This is a genomic window from Flavobacterium sp. ASW18X (assembly GCF_005144745.1).
Classification (GTDB): Bacteria; Bacteroidota; Bacteroidia; order Flavobacteriales; family Flavobacteriaceae; genus Croceivirga.
In genome coordinates this window covers 67,082-85,956 of record NZ_SWKK01000014.1, presented here as the reverse complement: position 1 = coordinate 85,956, position 18,875 = coordinate 67,082, and the positions used below count along the sequence as shown (strand labels likewise).

Sequence of the window (18,875 nt, the reverse complement as noted above, 5' to 3'; positions counted from 1 at the left end):
TCTGGATGGTCCTTAATCCAACAGAAAAGTACATTGCGCTAATTTTTTTAACGTTCTCTATTCTAGTAGTGGTGCTAAAAGGCGTGTATCAAATACTGGCAAAAGAGCGTTTTGCTTGGCGAAAGCTTTTTAATAAGGTGCAACCCATTACCGAAAAGGAACGTCATTTTATCACAGCGTTTTTACTGCCCTATCAACAATTTACCCATGCGGAACGAAAACAATTTTTAAAACGATTCGCTTGGTTTAGGTCTAGAAAATCCTTTGTTTTTTATGGTGCTATTGAGGAGCCAGAACAGATAAAAGCATATGTAACCGCATCTGCAATTTTATTGACTATGGGTTTGAGAAATTATAAGTATGAAAATTCTATACGAAGAATTATAATTTATCCATCTGCCTATTATTCTAAGATAGCGAAGCGGTATCATCTAGGGGAATACAATCCACGGTTTAAAACACTTGTGTTTGCCGCGGATGAATTAGAGCATGGTTTTAGAATTCCTAACGATAATAAGAACCTAGGGTTGCATGAGGCAGCCCATGCGTTAATGTTTGAATTTGATAAGATGCGTAGTTGGGAAGCGCGTAAGTTTAGATTGGGTATTCGGAAATTTAAAGGATTATTTGAGAATCCGAACTTTAAAAAAGTATTGGAAGGTTCTACTTATTTTAGACCCTATGGTAAAACAAGTTTTATAGAGTTTTTTGCGGTAGCAGTAGAAAATTTTGTGAAGAGCCCAGCGGAATTTAAAACCCATTATCCAGGGTTGTTTTATTTGATGACGAGGATATTTAATATTCCTAAAACCGAATCCTAAAACTGGCATTAGGGGTAATGCCCAAAGAAATACGTTCTATACTTTGAATTTCCTCATCTTCATTGAGACGATAGTATTTGTTCAAGAGGTTTTTTCTATTGGTCATATTCAGCAAAGAAATACCGGTATCTGCCTTAATACTATTAGAAATTTTAAAACTGTAGGTTGCAGAGCCATCTAAACGTAAATACTCTGGTAATCTACTGCTATTAGGTGCGGCATAGTTTATTTTACTTGGAAAAACGGTGTTGTCTATTGAGTTTTCAGTATCTGGTTCCGTATAAGGTTTACCCGTTCTATAGTTTAAGCCAAGCCCTAGTTTTAGATTGCCCAGCGTATAGGTACTGGCCAATGTAATGTTATGGCGCACATCTAAATTATTAGGGAAGCGGGCCGGCACAATACTGTCAAAAGTATAATCATTCTTATTATAGGTATAGCTTAACCAGCTACTGTAATTTTCCCCTTTTTTATTCAACAAGAGTTCTATGCCTTTTACCCTATACAGGCCAATTTCTCCATTAAACTGGTCTTGATTTTGAAAGCCTTGTGTGCGTGTACTTATGCCATCTACTTCTTTATAAAAAGCTTCTACCCCAGCGTGAAACCCATTTTTTTCATAAACTATACCAGCCGATGCTTGTTTACTCTGGGTAAGTGGCAAGTTTTCTTGATTAGACAATGTCCACCTACGTTTTTCGATACCTAAAAAATTTTGTTCCAAGTCGATAACCTGATTGGTGGTTTGGCTTTTAAATTCGCCCATTACCTGTGCCCGTAAGAAATTGGCCAATTTAAAGTTAAGATTTAGGCGTGGTTCTAAAAGCCATGTCTTAAAATCGGCCCCAAAAGTATCTAGGTTTATAATGTAATTGGCACGTAAGCCGCCCGTGGCAATCAATTTGTTTTCAAAAGCGGTGTAGGTAAAGCTAGAATAGGGTGCAAATGTGCGTATTACTTCAATTATGTTACTTTGAAACGGTGGCTGGGTAACATCACTTAAATTGGTGATTCCCGTCTCTATGTACTGAAAGCCATTTTGCCATTGCCATGCATCGCTCAACGCATAATTAATATTAAATTTTGCGGCGCGTTCCTCTACCCGGTTTTTTTGAAATAGCTGTTGGTTGTTATTTAGTATGTTTTGCGCATCTAAGGTATATTGAGAAAAATAGGCATTAGCCGTTGTGGTAAGTTTATTGTTCCATTGCCCTCGGTATTGCAGGCCCGCGCTTACATTGGTTTGGTCTAGAAAGCTTTGGGAGCTGGTATTGTTATCGGTATTGGTTTCTACATAATCTAAATCGTTGTCAATACCTATTAGGCTTAACCTTAATTTATGGTCCGGGTTAATGTTGTATAATAACTTGGCAGAAACATCAAAAAACGCAAAGTTTTCATCCGTTTCTATAAAGTAGTCTACGGATTCGTTGTCTTCATTTTTAATTTCGGTATCCTGAAAAACCTTATCGGTGAAACTACCATAGATGGGGGTATTCAAAAAGTCGGTGGTAGACCTTCTTGCGGAAAATTGTAGGGCAAAATTATCGCTTAGTGGAAGATGTGCATACGCATCCCCACTAATTAGATTAAAGCCGGCCCCGCCTGTAGCCGTATTCCCTATTTCGTCTTGGGTCTGCATGCTAATTACGCTACTAACCCCATCACCGTGTTGAGCGGGCGTTCCGTTTTTATAAACCGTTACTTTATCTGTTAGGTAGGGGTTAAAGGCAGATATCAACCCAAAAAAATGCCCAGATTGGTACATTTTAATTCCGTTCCACAAGATAAGGTTTTGGTCGTTGGTGCCGCCCCGCACATTAATGTCAGATACGGTCTCATCCACACTTTCTATTCCTGGTAAGGCCTGTATAGACTGCAATACGTCTGGTTCTATTAAACCAGGTAAAATACCCAATTCTCCTGTCTTTAGGCTAAAACTCCCATCTGTTTCCTTAACCAATCCCGGTGTTAAAAATTGGTATACAATAACTTCATCTAATTGCTCTCGCTGTTCTGACAATAACACCTTTGGGCATTCCTTGCCTATAAAATTGCTGACGGGTACCACTTTGGTTTGGAAACCTAAATAGCGTATTTGTAAAGATGCATCTCTAGGTGCGTTAGAAATATTGAAAAGACCATTGGTATCGGTAACCAGTGCTATGTCCGTTCCCAGCACTGCTACGGTAGCCCCGGGTATGGTATTGGCGGCAAAATTATCCAACACTTTTCCGCAAATAGCAATGGTGTTGGGATAGTAAAAGCTGTAATAGCGCTCGCTTATACTTTTTATGGTTAAACCGGTTTGTAGTTCAATGCTAGATAGGGCTGTCTTTAGGTCTTCTAAAGAAGAAAAAGAAATGGTTTTACCAGCTGCGTCTTCATCGGCATAGGAAATTTTTATTTCAAAAGCTTGCTCTATTTTAGCAATGTATTCTTTAAGACCTATGGTGGTACTATCTTGGGCAGAAAGGCACACCGGTAAAAAGAAAACTAGAACCCCTAAAAGAAAGGGTAAACGCCTATGGAGTATCCTCCGCATAGAAAACAACATTTAGAGTGCCAACAGTGTATTTTAATTGCAATGGGGTGCTTATACTTTCCAAAGCTACATTAAAATCAGAATTGCTAAATGTTCCCGTAAAAAGTTGTTCGGTATCTACGTTTTTAGTTTCAACCTTAAAATCATATTGGCGCTCAAACTCTGCCAAAACATATTTTAAGGGTACGCTATTAAAGGTACTTTCGTTTTGCATCCATGCGGGTTGGGTAGCGGTAATGCTTTGCTTTGTAATAGTACCATTGACTACAGCAAAAGAATGGCCCGCAGGTAATTTAAGTATTTGGTCTTTATAACTCACCTGTACCAAGCCCTCAAAACAAGTAACCTTAAAATAATCATCTCGCTGTTGTACGTTAAACTGTGTGCCTAACACAGCAACCTCACCTAAATCTGTAGCTACGGTGAATTTTTTGCCCTTCGCTACTTTAAAAAAGGCTTCTCCTGCCAGTTCAACATTACGCTTGTTGTCCCAATTCTTTTTGTTGTAGGCTACCTTGGAGTCCGCATTCAAAATAATTTCAGAATTATCTGGTAGCGTAAGCTCCGTGCGTTCTGCCATTTGTGTGGTAACTTGTGTGTTTAGCGTACCTAAATAAAAATAAGAACCTACAATAAGTATGGCAGCAACCGCAGCAACGCGTAGAAACTTTTTAAATGGGCTCAACGTAATCACCTTAGGTGCCTTCTCCGTTCGTTGACTATTTAGTTGCAGCCATGCTTGGTCTATATCAAATTCTGGTGGGGAAAGTTTATCCGTGGTCTCTTTTATTTTTTGGTATTGTGCATACTCAGCCGTGGCCTTAAACGCCTCTAACTCCTCATCCGTCAACTCATTGTTGAGCCATTTTGCTAAGTAATTTTCTTGCATTTTCTTCACTTTATATTGATATAACAATCGGGTTTGCAAAAACCCTACTTATTTTAGATAATATTCTATAATAAACTTATTTATGGAACTCAGTATTAATTCTATAACCTTTTCCTAAATACCATCAATTTTATCTCTTAAGCTTTTTAGAGCCAGGTGCATACGTTTTTCAATTGCTTTAACGCTAACACCTTCTAGTTCTGCTATCTCTGCATATTTTTTACCATCAATTCTATTTAACAAAAAGGTGGTTCGTTGGTTTTCGGGTAGCGCATCCAAAGCGTTCTCCAACTTTTCTTTAAACTGTTGTTCTTCTAATAGAAATTCGGGCGACTCGTTAGTACTTTCGTTTCTATGCTTGTCTGCATGTTTTAAGCGCACTTTTTCTGCCTTGATTACATTTAAATACAAATTGTTCGCCACGGTAAACAAATAAGATTTTGCCTTGTCTGGGGCAACTTTGCTGCAATTTTCCCATAGTTTAACAAAGGCTTCTTGTACAGCGTCATTCGCCTTTTCTTCGTTCCCAAACTTATAATAGATATAGTTAAAGACCGTTTTACTAGTGGTCCTAAAAATAGTATTGTATTGTTGCTCCTCGCACACATTATCCATACCGGCATATTTAGTTGCAATCAAAGATATTTTAAAAAAAAATAATTTTTTTGGTAGGGTAATTTTAATTGGGATTGTTTAGAAGATGAATAAACATAAAAACCAAATCGGATTATGAAAAAAATATTAAAGAACCTAACCTACGCTAGCCTGTTTTTTATGGCGCTTGCGTTTACATCTTGCCAAGAAGAATTTGAAGAGATTGGGAATGAGGAAGAACAACAAGCTATAGAAGTGGGTAGCAATACAGCCCTTTTAATAGAAAATACAAGTGCTAATGATGGCTCTTTTGATAACATTGTGGACGGTAGTAGTTGTATTGCTGTACAGTTTCCTTATACAGTAGCAGTTGCTGGTGTAGAAATTACTATTAATTCTATTGCGGATTTAAAGGTGATAGAAGAGTTATTTGATGAGGTAGACACAGATGATGATTTATTGGAAATATTTTTCCCGATTACGGTAACTCTTTCCGATTTTAAAGAAGTGGTAATAGAAAATAAAGAAGCACTAAGAGAATTAGCAGCAGACTGCCTAGAGGGTGGGGACGATGATGATATTGAGTGTATAGACTTTGTGTACCCTATTACGCTTTTCACTTTTGATGTGCAAAACCAACAATCTGGTACGGTTACAGTTAACAGTGATAGAGAAATGCGTTTATTTTTTAAGGAGAAAACGCCAGGGGAATTGGTAAGTATAGATTTTCCTATTACGCTTAAAAAAGCGGACGGTACTACAATAGAAGTAGTGAATAATGCCAGTTTAGCAGCGGCTTTATCTAATGCAAAAGATGAATGTGACGAAGATGATGATAATGACTATAACGATGATGATTTTGAAGATAATAGCTTTGTGGAATATTTAACGTCTTGTGAATGGGTGTTAAAAGAAATTGTTAGAAATGGTGGTGACCAAACAGGGCAATATCTTGAGTTTATATTTGAATTTGATGACGAGGGTGTTGTTGAGGTAGAAGGAATGTTAGGTAACAGTCTTGCTGGGGAATGGTCCTTAGCGTTTACAGAAGATGGCCCAAAAATTCTTATGGCTTTTGATACGAATACCGATTTTTCTTTAGAATGGCGGGTGTATGAGTTAGAAGAAGGAATTATTAAATTCTACTCGGACAATGACAATAAGATGGTGTTAAGAAGAGCATGCACAGATAACACTATTTGTGATATAACCAATGTGGCAGCTAATCTTTCTGGTTGTAAATGGAGAATTGCAGACGCTAGTTGGGACATAGATTTTGATGGTCTTATAGACTTTTCTAACTTCAATATACATGCATACCAGAATAGCGGTGTTTTTGTAGACGAAGGGAATTGGGAGCTAACCCAAGAAGGTAAATTTAAATTTAATGCCTTATTCTCCGCCAATTTAGAGGGCTTATTAGGAGAGTGGTCTGTTTTAGAATGCGAACCTGGTAGCATTAAATTAGGTAACGCGGATAACGCTTACGTAGTTTTAGAAAAAGACTGTGAGTTTGAGTTGCCTTCTGCAGACAGATTAGCAACTATCTTGCAAGAGTGTTCTTGGGTTATTCAAAGAATGAAACAAGAAGGAGCTAGATACAATCGTTATTTAGGTTATGAGTTTCTTTTTAATGCTAACGGGACGGTGACTTTAGAAGCAGAGGCAGAAGTGGTATCAGAAGGAAATTGGGAATTAGGGTTTAATGCCAGCGGTCAATTAGCAATAGTAATTTCTATGATGGCAGAACAAGAATTAAATTTTGAGTGGCCACTTGTAGAAATGCTGGAGCAAAAACTAACTTTTAAAATTGAAGAAACAGGAAAAGAATTGACCATACAACGTGTCTGCGAGCAAGAAAATGATGAAGATGTACAATCCATCAGAACCATTTTAATGAGTGGCTTATGGAATATTACTGAGCTAACAGAAGGAGACATGGATTTAACAGCCAATCATTCTGACTTCGATTTTGATTTTAAAGCGATGCATCAAGTGGAATTGAGTATCAACCAAGACCCAATTACTGCAGGGCTTTGGAGAAATTACAGAGATTATCCAGGAGATTTAAGAATGGCATTGAATTTTGAAGCAGATGTTTATGATTTAGGAGTATTGTCAGAAGCTTGGTACATAACGGAAGTGTCAGAGAATAGAATTAAAATGGTATATGAAAATGAGGAAACCGTAAAAGTGGTAGTTTTTGAAAAGAAACCCTAATATCACATTAATTTACAGAACTCATTAACCCGAAAAGGACAGTTTGCCTCAAAGCTGTCCTTTTCTATTTTGGTTTAACTTCTAGAAAATAAGCACGCTTACTTTCTGTGCAATCCATTGGTATTGCTTAAATTTGTCGCTCTTCAAAAATAAATTGTTGTAAGCAGATGTTCGATAATTTAAGTGATAAGCTAGACAAAGCCCTCCATAACCTTAAAGGTCATGGAAAGATAACGGAAATTAATGTTGCAGAAACCTTAAAAGAGGTAAGAAGGGCACTATTAGATGCAGATGTTAACTTTAAGATAGCCAAAGAGTTTACCAACAAAGTAAAGGATAAGGCGCTAGGGCAAAACGTACTTACTACCTTGCAACCTGGCCAGTTAATGGTTAAGATTGTAAAGGATGAACTAACCCAACTAATGGGGGGAGAGGCAGAAGATATTAATTTGTCTGGAGCACCATCCGTAATTTTAATGTCTGGTCTACAAGGTTCTGGTAAAACCACTTTTTCTGGTAAACTAGCCAACTTTTTAAAAAGCAAAAAAAACAAAAAGCCTTTATTAGTTGCTTGTGATGTATATCGTCCTGCGGCAATAGACCAATTGCATGTGGTTGGGGAGCAAATAGGGGTAGAAGTATATTCAGACAGGGGTAATACTAATCCAGTTGCAATTGCACAGGCAGGTATAGCCCATGCAAAAACAACAGGTTGTAATGTAGTTATAGTGGATACCGCTGGACGTTTAGCCGTGGATCAAGAAATGATGGATGAAATCTCTAACATCCATAAAGCGATACAACCGCAAGAAACTTTATTTGTAGTAGACTCCATGACGGGGCAAGATGCAGTAAATACTGCCAAAGCCTTTAATGATGTTTTAAATTTTGACGGGGTTATTTTAACCAAGTTAGATGGTGATACTCGTGGTGGTGCTGCGATATCTATCAAGTCCGTTGTAGATAAGCCAATTAAGTTTATTGGTACAGGGGAAAAAATGGATGCCATAGATGTTTTCCATCCCTCTAGAATGGCAGACAGGATTTTAGGTATGGGAGACGTGGTGTCTCTTGTAGAGCGTGCACAAGAACAGTTTGATGAAGAACAGGCACGTAAAATCCAAAAGAAGATTGCCAAAAACAAATTTGGTTTTGATGACTTTCTATCCCAGATTCAGCAGATTAAGAAAATGGGTAGCATGAAAGACCTGATGGGCATGATACCAGGGATGGGTAAAGCCTTGAAGGGAATAGATATAGATGATGATGCATTTAAACATATAGAAGCTATTATCTATTCTATGACGCCTGATGAACGCGCCAATCCAAATAAATTAAACTCAAGTCGTAAAAAGCGTATTGCTGCAGGTAGTGGTCGTTCGGTGCAAGATGTAAATCAGTTGCTGAAACAATTTGACCAAATGAGCAAAATGATGAAAATGATGCAAGGCGGCGGAGGAAAGCGTATGATGCAGATGATGCAAAATATGCGCTAATAAAAATTATAAAACTAAGTATCTACCCACAACATACACCTATGGAAATCCTAGACGGTAAAAAAATATCTAACGATATTAAACAAGAAATTGCAGTAGAAGTAGCTAAAATGAAGGACCGTGGAGAAAAGGTTCCCCATTTAGCAGCTGTTTTAGTTGGCAATGATGGGGCTAGTTTAACTTACGTGGGTAGTAAGGTGCGTTCTTGTAAGAAAATTGGATTTGAGTCAACCCTAATACAACTTCCAGAAGATACTTCTGAAGAAAAATTGTTAGCGCAAGTAGCAGAACTTAATAATAATCCAGAGATAGATGGTTATATTGTTCAATTGCCACTTCCAAAACACATTAACGAGCAAAAGGTATTATTGGCGGTAGATCCTAGTAAAGATGTAGACGGTTTTCATCCAGAAAACTTTGGGCGCATGGCATTAGATATGGTTTCTTTTATTCCTGCAACACCTTTTGGTATTATGGAATTATTGCGCAGGTACAACGTGGATACCTCTGGTAAGCATACGGTAGTTATTGGTAGAAGCCATATTGTAGGTAGGCCTATCAGTATTTTAATGAGTCAAAAAGGGAAAGCAGCAGATGCCACTGTTACTCTAACTCACAGTAGAACCAAAAACTTAAAAGAGTTTACACAAAATGCAGATATCATTGTTTCTGCCCTTGGCGTACCAGATTTCTTAAAAGCAGATATGGTTAAAGAGGGTGTTGTGATTATAGACGTTGGGATTACTCGTGTGCCAGACAGTTCAGAAAAAGGCTATTATATTACCGGAGACGTAGATTTTGATGAGGTTGCGCCAAAAGCGTCTTATATTACCCCAGTGCCTGGAGGAGTTGGGCCAATGACCATTGCAATGTTGTTACAAAATACGCTTTTAGCTAGAAAACGCCGTTCTTAAGGCAGTTCTACATAATCTTTTTTTTAGCTTTCAGCGGAACACTTTCCTGTTGTTCAGTGAGGCAACTACCTACAGCCATTAAAGAAAAAATTATGGTTAAAATAAGTAGGATGGTACTCATAGGTTTTAATTTGGGTAATGGTTAAAACGTATTTTTATACAAATTCTTATAACTTGTATGTGCTTTTTGGTTGAAATACAGTAATTAAGCTTGTATTTTCAAAAGAAATGTTTAACACACTTTTTAAATAGGAATGCAATTTTATATGTTATTTTAAGTTATAAGAAAAAACCTACAATTTTATATAATGGCACAACCAGAAGAATTGATAAAGGATGAGGCAAGGCTAAAGAAATTGGACCATTATGAGATAATGGATTCTCAAGAAGAAGCCATGTTTGATGAGTTGACTTTATTGGCGTCCCAAATTTTAGATGTGCCAATTGCATACATTAGTTTAATAGATGGTGAGCGCCAGTGGTTTAAATCTAAGGTGGGTTTAGATATTAATGAAACACCTATAGATATTTCTTTTTGTAAGTACACCATTTTAGATGATAAGCCGCTGATAGTGAACAATACACTAGAAAGTGAACGGTTTAAAAATAACGTATTTGTAACAGGTGATTATAAGGTTCGTTTTTATGCTGGTGTTCCTATTACGGACGGCGACAACCATACTATAGGTACTTTCTGTGCAATTGATCAAAAACCAAAAGAATTATCAGAGAAAGAAACTAAACTTATGCAAACCTTAGCAAAAACAGCTATGAGTTTAATTGCTTTGCGTAAAAGCAGGTTAGACTCCATGAAGTTGGCTAAGGCTAAAGAAGAGTTTATGTCTAACATGAGTCATGAAATTAGAACACCCTTAAATGCCATTATTGGGTTTAATGACTTATTGAGAAAAACGGAATTAAATAATACGCAAAAAGAATATCTAGATACTATAAGAACATCTTCTTTAAACCTAAAAGTAATTATAGATGACATTTTAGACTACTCTAAACTAGAGAGTGAAAAAATAGATTTAGAAACAAGGCCTATTTCTTTAAATGCTTTATTGGACCATATCATGAAGCTGCAGTTGCCGTTAGCAAATGAGAAAGGTATTCGCTTATTAAAAAGTGTTGATGCGGATTTACCAGACTATATTAAAGGCGACCAGACCAGATTAGCACAAATTTTTAATAACCTGATTAGTAATGCAATTAAATTTACCCATGAAGGTCAAGTAGAGTTAAAAGCTTTTGTTCTAGAAGGTGGGGAGGAGCGCAGTAAAATTCGTTTTCAGGTAACGGATACCGGTATAGGTGTAGCTCAAGAAAATTTAGATAAAATATTTGAACGCTTTACCCAATCAGAATCTAGTACAACTCGCTTATATGGTGGTACTGGGTTGGGACTTAGTATCGTTAAGGGGCTAACAGGTCTTATGCAGGGAGAGATAAAAGTAGAAAGCACCTTGGGTAAGGGGACATGCTTTACGGTAGATTTATCTTTTGAGCATGCTTCGGAAGAGGATGTTAGAGTTGTAGATAATGTAAATACCAGTCAGCTATCTCCCATTTTACAAGGGAAGAATGTATTGGTTTTAGAAGATAATCCGCACAACCAATTGCTGATTAAAAATTACTTAAAATTATGGGGTATTAATCCTACGATGGCAGATAACGGTCAGGATGGTGTTGATTTGGTTAAAGAACAAGCTTTTGATGCTATTTTTATGGACTTGCAAATGCCTGTGATGGATGGCTTCAAGGCGACCGAAGTAATTCGTAATGAGCTTTATGTAACAACTCCTATTATTGGTTGTAGCGCACATTCTATGGTAAATGAAAAAGAAAAATGCTTAGCTATCGGGATGAATGATTACGTAAGTAAACCTTATACAGAGCAAGAACTTTTAAATTCTTTATTGCAATTTTTTACAGACCAGGAAAAACTACAAGTTTTAATGACTCCTGAAAATGCGGAGGAAACAGAAAAAACGATAGCCACAGATGAGATGACAGCAATGCTACAATCGTTCAATGAAAATTTTATGGATGGTTTTGCGAATGAAGTGGTGGAGGTGTTTTTACGTACCATACCAAAGCCTTTGGAAGAATTTCGTTTAGCACTGGATGAGAAAGATTATGAAAATATTAAAAAGAAAGCGCATTACTTTACTGGTACGTTTGGCTCTTTAGGAGTAGAAGAAGGGTACGACTTATGTAAGCAAACAGAAAATGCGGTGTATGATGGACAATTTGACGCTGCGTTAGAAACTGGAGAAAAGTTACATGCTTACATTAGTAAATTGTTAGCTGCGTTTGAAATGGTTGAGCTGGAGTAGCTATTTGGCAAATAGCTGACTCCTATCTTTAAAAGCTTTAAATTCTAGAGCATTGCCAGCAGGGTCTAAAAAAAACATAGTTGCTTGCTCGCCTATTTCGCCCTGAAAGCGTATGTAAGGTTCAATTACAAAATTTATGTTTTTGTTTTGTAGATGACTAGAAAAGGTATGGAATGCCTCCCATTCTAATACCACCCCAAAATGAGGTACAGGTACATTTTTGCCATCCACGGCATTGGTATGTAGAACTTCTTCAGATTTTGGTTTGTAGTGGATAACCAGTTGATGCCCAAAAAAATTAAAATCTACCCAGTGGTCACTACTTCTACCTTCTGTAAAACCCAAGGTATCTCTGTAAAAAATTCTACAGGTATCTAAATTATGAACGGGAATTGCTAAATGAAAGGGATTAAGGATATCCATAAACACTATTTGCCACTAAAGATACCACTTCTTAATTGTTTCTTAAGGCATTAATAAGTTCTCCCTTATTCATTTTAGAACGGCCTTCTATATCCAATTCTTTTGCTTTTTGGTATAATTCTTCTTTTGTACGTTCTTCGTAGGTGTTAGCACTACCTCCTTTTTTACCTGCATTATTTGTGTTGGCTATTCTAGCTGCTTTTTCTTTGCTATAGCCTTTGTCTCGCAAGGCTTCGTATTGATCATCATTTTTAACTTGAGGTCTATTTGTACTTGCCATAATTTTTTAGGTTGAAAGTACGATAGTGTGTTCTTTTAACCTTCCTCTAAAAAATTTACTATTTGCTCATTTACACCATCTTGATGCATACTGTGTCCTAAACCTTCTGTTAAGACCAATTTACTTCCATGCCAGTGTTCGTGAACGCGTATTGACTCGGTGTGGGGTACTTGTAAATCTAGCTTATCATGGAACAGTAATCCTTTCTTAGTGTTATTAGAAACAAACTTAGCACTAGAAAACTCATGAATATGAAAACCAAATTCTTGCTTTAGTCGTTGGTCCATTGCAGCTTTCACTTTAGCGTTAAATTTGAGCAAAGCTTGGTAGTGATTTATAAATTGTTGAAACTCGCAAGGGGATCCTACGGTCACAATTTTTTTAACCTTAGATTCTGGATGTTGGTAATGATCAAATAAGATTGTCATACCGCCAATAGAATGTGCCACTACGTAATCTGGTTGGTATTTGGTAATAAAATGGCGAGTTGTCTCTGCATATAACGGAACATGTAGCATTTTGCCAGTAGAATATCCGTGTGCTGGAGCATCAAATGCAATGATATTAAAATCTTTTTCTTGTAAAAATTTAATAAGGTTACGCCATCTATAGGTATTGCTCTCCCAACCATGCATTAATAGTACGGTTTCTTTAGAGCCTGGCCATCGGTAACTTTGTATATGCTGCTCACCTACTTTTTCCTTTGCTAATTTGGCACTATCTAAGTATTCCTTTTGCAGTTCGGTTACTCTGCCTTTTCTAATGGTACAAAAAATATCAAATCCCACTTTAGCAGCCTTTCTAGGGTTAACTGTAGCAAGAACGTTTAAGTATTTGCCGTAAACTAAAGGCATCGCTTTTTGTATCACTTTTTTCATTTGGTTTCTTTTTGTAACTTAGGCTGTATAGGTAACTAAAATACGCATTGCATTTGGTTGTAACAAGCGGTATTCATTGTAAAACTAAGTTGATTTATGGAAACTAATATTGATAATCAGCAGCTTATCGTGTCAGAAAAAATGAAAAAAATGTTCGGGCATATAGACTACAAGCATCCTCCAGAGCTTTGTCCTGTGCGGGATGTCATGTCTGTCGCTTCTGACCAATGGAGCACCCTAATACTATTATGGCTGGCGTATTTTCCTGTGCTGCGCTTTAATAAATTAAAAAAGTACGTGTATGGTATCTCTAATAAAATTCTAAGCCAGCGGTTAAAAGCATTAGAGGTGGACGGTTACGTTGTACGCAAGGCTTACGCAGAAGTGCCTGTACGAGTAGAGTATAACCTAACACAGTTTGGTAAAGACTATGTAGAAAAACTTTTAGAGTTAACCGAGTGGATGCACGATAATAGTCCTAAAGTTATGGCAAATAGGGCGCGTTATGGATTACGCTCCCCAAGCCAACATTAGGTACTTAATTTTAGCTTCATCCGGAATTTGTACTGCTTCTATGGAGCCTCTATTATACCGAAGACTTTCTGGTAATTCTTCTTTAGAAATGGTAAAATAGAGGTTAGATTCGTTAATGAAGATGATAATATTATTGGTAGCGTTTACAATCTTTTTTATGGTATACTTAGCTTGTATATCTTTAAAAGTACTGCTCAAACCAATACCTTCTTCCGTGGTGTAACGGGGGTCCATTATTTGTATGTTTTCAATCTTTGGAATACTATCATCCGTAGGTGTTAAAGTTAACAGATGTTTACCTCCTTTTTCAAAAACCTTAATCTTTTTATTGCTCGCCTGTATTCTAGTAGCAAAAGTGTCTTTTACAATAGAGTCATCTGCGTATATAAGTTCTAAATCTCGCACCAAACTAATTCGGTCTAATTTGCCAATACTGTCATTGGTAATTACAAAGGTGTTGTCTTTATCTCCGCAAGATATGTTGGCTAATATGCCTAAGGTCAAAAGCCCAAGTACTTTTTTCATTCTAATATTATCTAATTACTTTTTTTAAGACTCCAAGAACTCCTCTAATAAAAGTGGCGCTAGTGAGTACTTTTACTACCGGATTCATACGCGTAGAACTTCTTCTAGATGTGGTTCTTCTGCTTGTTGTTTTGCGCTCTTTTTCTTTTTCTGCCTCTTCTTCTGCTTTTGCAATCTTCTCGTTTAAAATTTCATAAGCACTTTCTCTATCAATGACCTCATTGTATTTTTTAGTCAATTTAGACGCGCTAATGGCTTCTTTTAATTCTTTGTTGGTCAACACATCCATTCTACTCATAGGTGCACGTAATAAGGTAGCCGCCAACGGGGTAGGCCTTCCTTTTTCGTCTAGAGCAGAAATCAACGCCTCTCCAATACCTAAAGAGGTTAAAAGTTCTTCGGTATCGTAAAATTCTGATTCTGGATAATTCTGTGCGGCTAGTTTTATTGCTTTTCTATCTTTAGCAGTAAAAGCTCTAAGCGCATGCTGCACTTTTAAACCAAGTTGGGCTAAAACATCATCTGGAATATCCGCAGGATTTTGCGTTACAAAGTAAAGCCCTATTCCTTTAGAACGGATAAGTTTAACAATACTTTCTATTTGATCTAATAGCGCTTTAGAAGCATTTTCAAATATCAGGTGTGCTTCATCAATAAAAAGAACTAATTCTGGACGGTCACTGTCTCCTTGTTCTGGAAAGGTAGCATATATTTCTGCTAGTAAGCTTAGCATAAATGTAGAAAACAGCTTTGGTTTGTCTTGTATATCGGTTAAACGGATTATATTAATATACCCTTTACCATTTTCATCAATTCGCGTTAAATCATCGACCTCAAAAGATTTTTCACCAAAGAATAAATCAGCTCCTTGTTGTTCTAGTTCAATTATCTTTCTTAAAATGGTTCCGGTAGAACTGGTAGAAATTCTCCCATACTCTTCTTGAAATTCTTTTTTACCAGCACCGGTAGCGTATTGCAATACCTTTTTTAGGTCTTCTAAATCTAACAAAGGCATTTTATAATCATCACAGTACTTAAAAACTACTGCAATAATACCCTCTTGGGTAGTTGTTAAATCTAATATTCTAGACAATAAAACGGGTCCAAACTCAGAAACTGTAGCACGTAAACGTACACCATCTTGCTCAGAAAGCGTGAGCATCTCTACAGGAAAGCCCTTGGCCTCAAAAGGGATGCCTATGGCAGCGTGGCGCTCATCTATTTTTGAATGTCCCGGACTTGGTTGTGCAATACCACTTAAATCCCCTTTTAAATCCATCAATAAAACAGGTACTCCTTTATCCGATAGATTTTCTGCTAATACCTGCAGTGTTTTTGTTTTGCCAGTTCCTGTAGCGCCAGCAATAAGACCGTGCCTATTCATAGTCTTTAAAGGCACTTTAACTAAAGCGTTGGTTACGGCTTGCCCGTCTAACATACCAGCACCCATGATTAAAGCATCACCTTTAGTGGTGTATCCTTTTTCAATAGTATTAAAAAACACTTCTTTAGTATCCATAGGGGTTTAGTTTGCGATAAAAATAGGGTAATTTAGGAGAAGTTAAAAAACAGTGAATCGTTAATCGTATCGTTTTAAAAAGAACATTATGAAAATATCCTTACCACTAGTACTACTTTTTCTTTTTTGTGGAGTGACAAATGAAGTTTTTGCGCAAACAGAAATTGTTTTTCACCCTACTCACGAACCTAAAAAAGCAAACGCTCCTTATTCTGATGCCGTACAAGCAGGGAACTTATTCTTTTTATCAGGGCAAATAGGAATGGACCATAGTACCCGAACTATGGTGCAGCCTGGAATAACTACAGAAACAGAACAAGTAGTAAAAAATATAAAAGCAGTATTGGAACAGCACGGTATGACATTGGATAATGTTGTAAAGTGCACTGTGGTATTAAGTACTATGGAAGATTTTGCAGCCTTTAATGCGGTCTACAGTAAATATTTTACCAAAAAACCTGCACGCACCACATTTGCGGCTCAAAATTTAGCATTGAATGCCAAAGTAGAGATTGATGTGATTGCGGTAAAGTAATGTTATCTTTGTGCCATGGTTTTACAAGAAGCAATGGATTTGGTGGAGAAAGGGCAGATGTTACCCTTAATGGAAGAGTTCTATACCATTCAAGGAGAGGGCTATCATAAAGGTACAGCGGCTTATTTTATTAGGGTTGGTGGTTGTGATGTAGGGTGTCATTGGTGCGATGTAAAAGAAAGTTGGAATGCCGGTACCCACCCGCCAACGGCCATTGAACAAATTATTGCCAACGCTAAAAGTTATTCTGACACCATTGTGATTACTGGTGGGGAGCCATTGACTTGGGATATGGATCCATTAACTGCAGGATTAAAAAATGAAGGATTAAAAACGCATGTAGAGACTTCTGGAGCCTACGCACTTACGGGTGACTGGGATTGGATTTGCCTATCTCCTAAAAAAATGAAGTTACCAGTGGACGAAATCTACCCTTTGGCACACGAACTAAAGGTGATAGTTTATAATAAGCACGATTTAATTTTTGCAGAAGAGCAAGCGGCCAAAGTAAACGATACGTGTATTTTATACCTACAGCCAGAATGGAGTGTACGTGACAAGGTCGTGCCTATGATTGTAGATTATGTTATGGCTAATCCTAAATGGAAAGTGTCTTTACAAACACACAAATACCTAAATATCCCTTAAACTTAACGCCCTCCATTATTTTGTAGGTCTAGCATGCATTCCTGGTCTAGTCCTGGAACACGAGAATTTTGTGCTGCTTTTGCATTTAGTATTTTAAGAACACTAGCGGCAGAAATCTGGCAGCCTACTTTAATATCACCAGTGTGGTTTGTTGTGTTTTTAGCTAAAATACCATTGTTAAACTGCAATTCTGCACGCATTAGGCAGCCTTCTACATTGCAATGATTTGGCGCCTCTTCATCTTCGTGCGGATTAACCATAGGTGTAAAAACTACCTGTTCGCCATTTACATTACCACCTAAATTTACCAAACCAAATAAATGGCCAAACTCATGGTTTAATGTAGCAGTCTCAATTTCTTCAGTAGAATTAGAACTTCGGTTGGCTATAGTGCGGATGGTATTTTCATAAATAACCATAGATGTGTTCCAATAAACAGCACCTAGGGTTACTAAGTTTTCTTCCTCATTATCAGTGTCAGAGGCGGCATCCGTAAAATATATGTATATGGCTAGAGTATTCCCTTGGTTAAAAGCCGTACGATGCTCTTGTTCAATAGCATCTATTTCTTGCAAGGTTATCTTTTCTTGCCCTGTAGGTTCTAATTCCGTGTAAAAAACTTCAATATCCTCTTTAAATGTGTATTGTCTTAAGAACGCAGTAAAGTTAGTAATGGAGGCTTCTTGCGGTTTAAAACCTTGCGCATGTACTATTTGTATTTGTATTCTATCATAGGTATCGTTGGCTAAAATAGCATTAGCAGCACTACCAAATATTTGTCTGTTTAAGCTTCTGTCTACCGTAGCAACCCCATCATCATAAGTAGCGCTTGTATTGGTTTCCCCATCATCACTAGACTTAGAGCATGCTGATAAAAACAAAATAAAACAACAGATTAACCCAAGAAACACCTTCTTCATACCAATTCTTTTAGCTATTAAAACGTGGATTACGGCAATCTATTATTGTACTGCCGTAAGTTTAGCTAAATAGTCGTAATGCTCCCCTTCAACTATCAACTCCGCAGTCAAGCCACAGTAAAGAGCGGTTCGCTGTAAGGTGTTAAAATCTACATAGAGCCAAGGAAAAGGCTTGCTTTTTTTTCCTTCGTACTCCATTACAAACTCCATTTCGCCATAATAATCTCCATCTCCAGGAACCCAATAACCACCGTCTTCATCAGCATCAAACATGTAAATGATATCACTACTATCTAAAAGTAGCTGTCCGTTTGGTTTTAAAAGTGATTTTAAGTGCGATAGGAATTTTGGTAAATTAGTAAGAGTGCCAGCAAGCCCAATACCATTCATCAATAGCATTATGGTGTCAAATTTATCATCGTTATAATTAAGAATGTCTGTGCAAAATGTGCTGTTTACCCCTCTTGCTTTGCTTGTTGCTATAGCGCCTTTAGATACGTCTAGAGCCACCACTTCTTTACCCTGTTCTTGTAGCCATAAGCTATGACTGCCAGCGCCACACCCTACGTCTAAAATTTTGCCTTCAGCAAGATGCAAAGCTTTCTGTTCAATGGTAGGCATTGCTTTAAAATCCCTAAAAATATAAGGTAAAGGCATACAGTCTGTATCGCCTAAAGAAGAGTGTGTGGTAATGTCTTCTGAGTAATTACCTTGCTGATAATCTAAAAGGGCATTACCAAATACATCTGACATAATTTTATTTGTATTTTGCGTTCAAGAACCATTGACAATAGC

General features: G+C 37.2%; 18 protein-coding genes. 8 read left to right on the top strand and 10 right to left on the bottom strand.

Features of this window, described 5'->3' with window-relative positions; translation table 11 throughout:
* Positions 1–5 precede the first annotated feature (5 nt).
* Positions 6–821 carry a zinc-dependent peptidase gene (locus FBT53_RS10755; RefSeq protein ID WP_136951193.1) on the top strand — a complete coding sequence of 272 codons (816 nt, stop codon included), beginning with the start codon at positions 6–8 and terminating at the stop codon, positions 819–821.
* Here the strand turns inward: FBT53_RS10755 and FBT53_RS10750 are convergent.
* The 3 genes from FBT53_RS10750 to FBT53_RS10740 form a co-directional block, all read right to left on the bottom strand.
* The gene (locus FBT53_RS10750; RefSeq protein WP_240729818.1) at positions 805–3,366 is read right to left on the bottom strand and encodes a TonB-dependent receptor; all 2,562 of its coding nucleotides are present in this window, start codon (positions 3,364–3,366) and stop codon (positions 805–807) included. The genes FBT53_RS10755 and FBT53_RS10750 overlap by 17 nt on opposite strands.
* Positions 3,347–4,255 (bottom strand): FecR family protein, encoded by a 909-nt coding sequence (locus tag FBT53_RS10745; protein WP_136951191.1) that lies wholly within the window; start codon positions 4,253–4,255, stop codon positions 3,347–3,349. Before FBT53_RS10745 ends, FBT53_RS10750 begins: the two co-directional genes overlap by 20 nt.
* A gap of 114 nt (positions 4,256–4,369) precedes the next feature.
* The gene (locus FBT53_RS10740) at positions 4,370–4,870 is read right to left on the bottom strand and encodes an RNA polymerase sigma factor (RefSeq protein WP_136951258.1); all 501 of its coding nucleotides are present in this window, start codon (positions 4,868–4,870) and stop codon (positions 4,370–4,372) included.
* Between the two features lie 114 nt (positions 4,871–4,984).
* Here FBT53_RS10740 and FBT53_RS10735 point away from each other — a divergent pair, with 114 nt between their 5' ends.
* The 4 genes from FBT53_RS10735 to FBT53_RS10720 all read left to right on the top strand — a co-directional run bounded on the left by FBT53_RS10735 (position 4,985) and on the right by FBT53_RS10720 (position 11,818).
* Positions 4,985–7,069, top strand: coding sequence for a hypothetical protein (locus FBT53_RS10735; protein ID WP_136951190.1), 2,085 nt, complete (start codon positions 4,985–4,987; stop codon positions 7,067–7,069).
* A gap of 167 nt (positions 7,070–7,236) precedes the next feature.
* Complete coding sequence (ffh, locus tag FBT53_RS10730; RefSeq protein WP_136951189.1) at positions 7,237–8,565, top strand: signal recognition particle protein; 1,329 nt, start codon at positions 7,237–7,239, stop codon at positions 8,563–8,565.
* Between the two features lie 41 nt (positions 8,566–8,606).
* Entirely contained in the window at positions 8,607–9,479 is an 873-nt protein-coding gene (locus tag FBT53_RS10725; RefSeq protein WP_136951188.1) for a bifunctional 5,10-methylenetetrahydrofolate dehydrogenase/5,10-methenyltetrahydrofolate cyclohydrolase, read from the top strand.
* A 308-nt stretch (positions 9,480–9,787) separates the two neighbouring features.
* Entirely contained in the window at positions 9,788–11,818 is a 2,031-nt protein-coding gene (locus FBT53_RS10720) for an ATP-binding protein (protein WP_136951187.1), read from the top strand.
* On the opposite strand, the gene FBT53_RS10715 is transcribed toward FBT53_RS10720, so the two are convergent.
* Genes FBT53_RS10715 through FBT53_RS10705 form a run of 3 tightly spaced genes read right to left on the bottom strand, consistent with a single transcriptional unit; the run spans position 11,819 to position 13,399 of the window.
* Complete coding sequence (locus tag FBT53_RS10715) at positions 11,819–12,241, bottom strand: VOC family protein (RefSeq protein WP_136951186.1); 423 nt, start codon at positions 12,239–12,241, stop codon at positions 11,819–11,821.
* Positions 12,242–12,272: 31 nt separating this feature from the next.
* Positions 12,273–12,521: a Rho termination factor N-terminal domain-containing protein gene (locus tag FBT53_RS10710; RefSeq protein ID WP_136951185.1), complete on the bottom strand. Its 249-nt coding sequence runs from the start codon at positions 12,519–12,521 to the stop codon at positions 12,273–12,275.
* Positions 12,522–12,556: 35 nt separating this feature from the next.
* Entirely contained in the window at positions 12,557–13,399 is an 843-nt protein-coding gene (locus tag FBT53_RS10705) for an alpha/beta fold hydrolase (protein WP_136951184.1), read from the bottom strand.
* A 96-nt stretch (positions 13,400–13,495) separates the two neighbouring features.
* On the opposite strand from FBT53_RS10705, the gene FBT53_RS10700 reads away from it, so the two are divergent.
* Entirely contained in the window at positions 13,496–13,933 is a 438-nt protein-coding gene (locus FBT53_RS10700) for a helix-turn-helix domain-containing protein (protein WP_136951183.1), read from the top strand.
* Here the strand turns inward: FBT53_RS10700 and FBT53_RS10695 are convergent.
* The gene (locus FBT53_RS10695) at positions 13,910–14,458 is read right to left on the bottom strand and encodes a hypothetical protein (protein WP_136951182.1); all 549 of its coding nucleotides are present in this window, start codon (positions 14,456–14,458) and stop codon (positions 13,910–13,912) included. The two genes, FBT53_RS10700 and FBT53_RS10695, sit on opposite strands and share 24 nt — an antisense overlap.
* A gap of 7 nt (positions 14,459–14,465) precedes the next feature.
* Positions 14,466–15,977 (bottom strand): helicase HerA-like domain-containing protein, encoded by a 1,512-nt coding sequence (locus FBT53_RS10690; RefSeq protein ID WP_136951181.1) that lies wholly within the window; start codon positions 15,975–15,977, stop codon positions 14,466–14,468.
* An 88-nt stretch (positions 15,978–16,065) separates the two neighbouring features.
* Between FBT53_RS10690 and FBT53_RS10685 the strand changes: the two genes are divergently transcribed.
* Positions 16,066–16,512, top strand: coding sequence for a Rid family detoxifying hydrolase (locus FBT53_RS10685; protein WP_136951180.1), 447 nt, complete (start codon positions 16,066–16,068; stop codon positions 16,510–16,512).
* A gap of 15 nt (positions 16,513–16,527) precedes the next feature.
* Entirely contained in the window at positions 16,528–17,160 is a 633-nt protein-coding gene (locus tag FBT53_RS10680) for a 7-carboxy-7-deazaguanine synthase QueE (protein WP_136951179.1), read from the top strand.
* A gap of 2 nt (positions 17,161–17,162) precedes the next feature.
* On the opposite strand, the gene FBT53_RS10675 is transcribed toward FBT53_RS10680, so the two are convergent.
* Both FBT53_RS10675 and FBT53_RS10670 read right to left on the bottom strand, forming a co-directional pair.
* Positions 17,163–18,080: a hypothetical protein gene (locus tag FBT53_RS10675; protein ID WP_136951178.1), complete on the bottom strand. Its 918-nt coding sequence runs from the start codon at positions 18,078–18,080 to the stop codon at positions 17,163–17,165.
* A gap of 42 nt (positions 18,081–18,122) precedes the next feature.
* Positions 18,123–18,833, bottom strand: a complete 711-nt coding sequence (locus FBT53_RS10670) for a bifunctional 2-polyprenyl-6-hydroxyphenol methylase/3-demethylubiquinol 3-O-methyltransferase UbiG (RefSeq protein WP_136951177.1) — start codon at positions 18,831–18,833, stop codon at positions 18,123–18,125.
* Positions 18,834–18,875 lie beyond the last annotated feature (42 nt).

Bases quoted from the DNA above. Each gene is read 5' to 3' on its own strand.
- FBT53_RS10725 (WP_136951188.1), top strand. From the start codon at position 8,607: ATGGAAATCCTAGACGGTAAAAAAATATCTAACGATATTAAACAAGAA.
- FBT53_RS10750 (WP_240729818.1), bottom strand. From the start codon at position 3,366: ATGCGGAGGATACTCCATAGGCGTTTACCCTTTCTTTTAGGGGTTCTA.
- FBT53_RS10695 (WP_136951182.1), bottom strand. From the start codon at position 14,458: ATGAAAAAAGTACTTGGGCTTTTGACCTTAGGCATATTAGCCAACATA.
- FBT53_RS10735 (WP_136951190.1), top strand. From the start codon at position 4,985: ATGAAAAAAATATTAAAGAACCTAACCTACGCTAGCCTGTTTTTTATG.
- FBT53_RS10705 (WP_136951184.1), bottom strand. From the start codon at position 13,399: ATGAAAAAAGTGATACAAAAAGCGATGCCTTTAGTTTACGGCAAATAC.
- FBT53_RS10740 (WP_136951258.1), bottom strand. From the start codon at position 4,870: ATGGATAATGTGTGCGAGGAGCAACAATACAATACTATTTTTAGGACC.
- FBT53_RS10720 (WP_136951187.1), top strand. From the start codon at position 9,788: ATGGCACAACCAGAAGAATTGATAAAGGATGAGGCAAGGCTAAAGAAA.
- ffh (WP_136951189.1), top strand. From the start codon at position 7,237: ATGTTCGATAATTTAAGTGATAAGCTAGACAAAGCCCTCCATAACCTT.
- FBT53_RS10715 (WP_136951186.1), bottom strand. From the start codon at position 12,241: ATGGATATCCTTAATCCCTTTCATTTAGCAATTCCCGTTCATAATTTA.
- FBT53_RS10700 (WP_136951183.1), top strand. From the start codon at position 13,496: ATGGAAACTAATATTGATAATCAGCAGCTTATCGTGTCAGAAAAAATG.
- FBT53_RS10755 (WP_136951193.1), top strand. From the start codon at position 6: ATGGTCCTTAATCCAACAGAAAAGTACATTGCGCTAATTTTTTTAACG.
- FBT53_RS10685 (WP_136951180.1), top strand. From the start codon at position 16,066: ATGAAAATATCCTTACCACTAGTACTACTTTTTCTTTTTTGTGGAGTG.
- FBT53_RS10690 (WP_136951181.1), bottom strand. From the start codon at position 15,977: ATGGATACTAAAGAAGTGTTTTTTAATACTATTGAAAAAGGATACACC.
- FBT53_RS10670 (WP_136951177.1), bottom strand. From the start codon at position 18,833: ATGTCAGATGTATTTGGTAATGCCCTTTTAGATTATCAGCAAGGTAAT.
- FBT53_RS10710 (WP_136951185.1), bottom strand. From the start codon at position 12,521: ATGGCAAGTACAAATAGACCTCAAGTTAAAAATGATGATCAATACGAA.
- FBT53_RS10745 (WP_136951191.1), bottom strand. From the start codon at position 4,255: ATGCAAGAAAATTACTTAGCAAAATGGCTCAACAATGAGTTGACGGAT.
- FBT53_RS10680 (WP_136951179.1), top strand. From the start codon at position 16,528: ATGGTTTTACAAGAAGCAATGGATTTGGTGGAGAAAGGGCAGATGTTA.
- FBT53_RS10675 (WP_136951178.1), bottom strand. From the start codon at position 18,080: ATGAAGAAGGTGTTTCTTGGGTTAATCTGTTGTTTTATTTTGTTTTTA.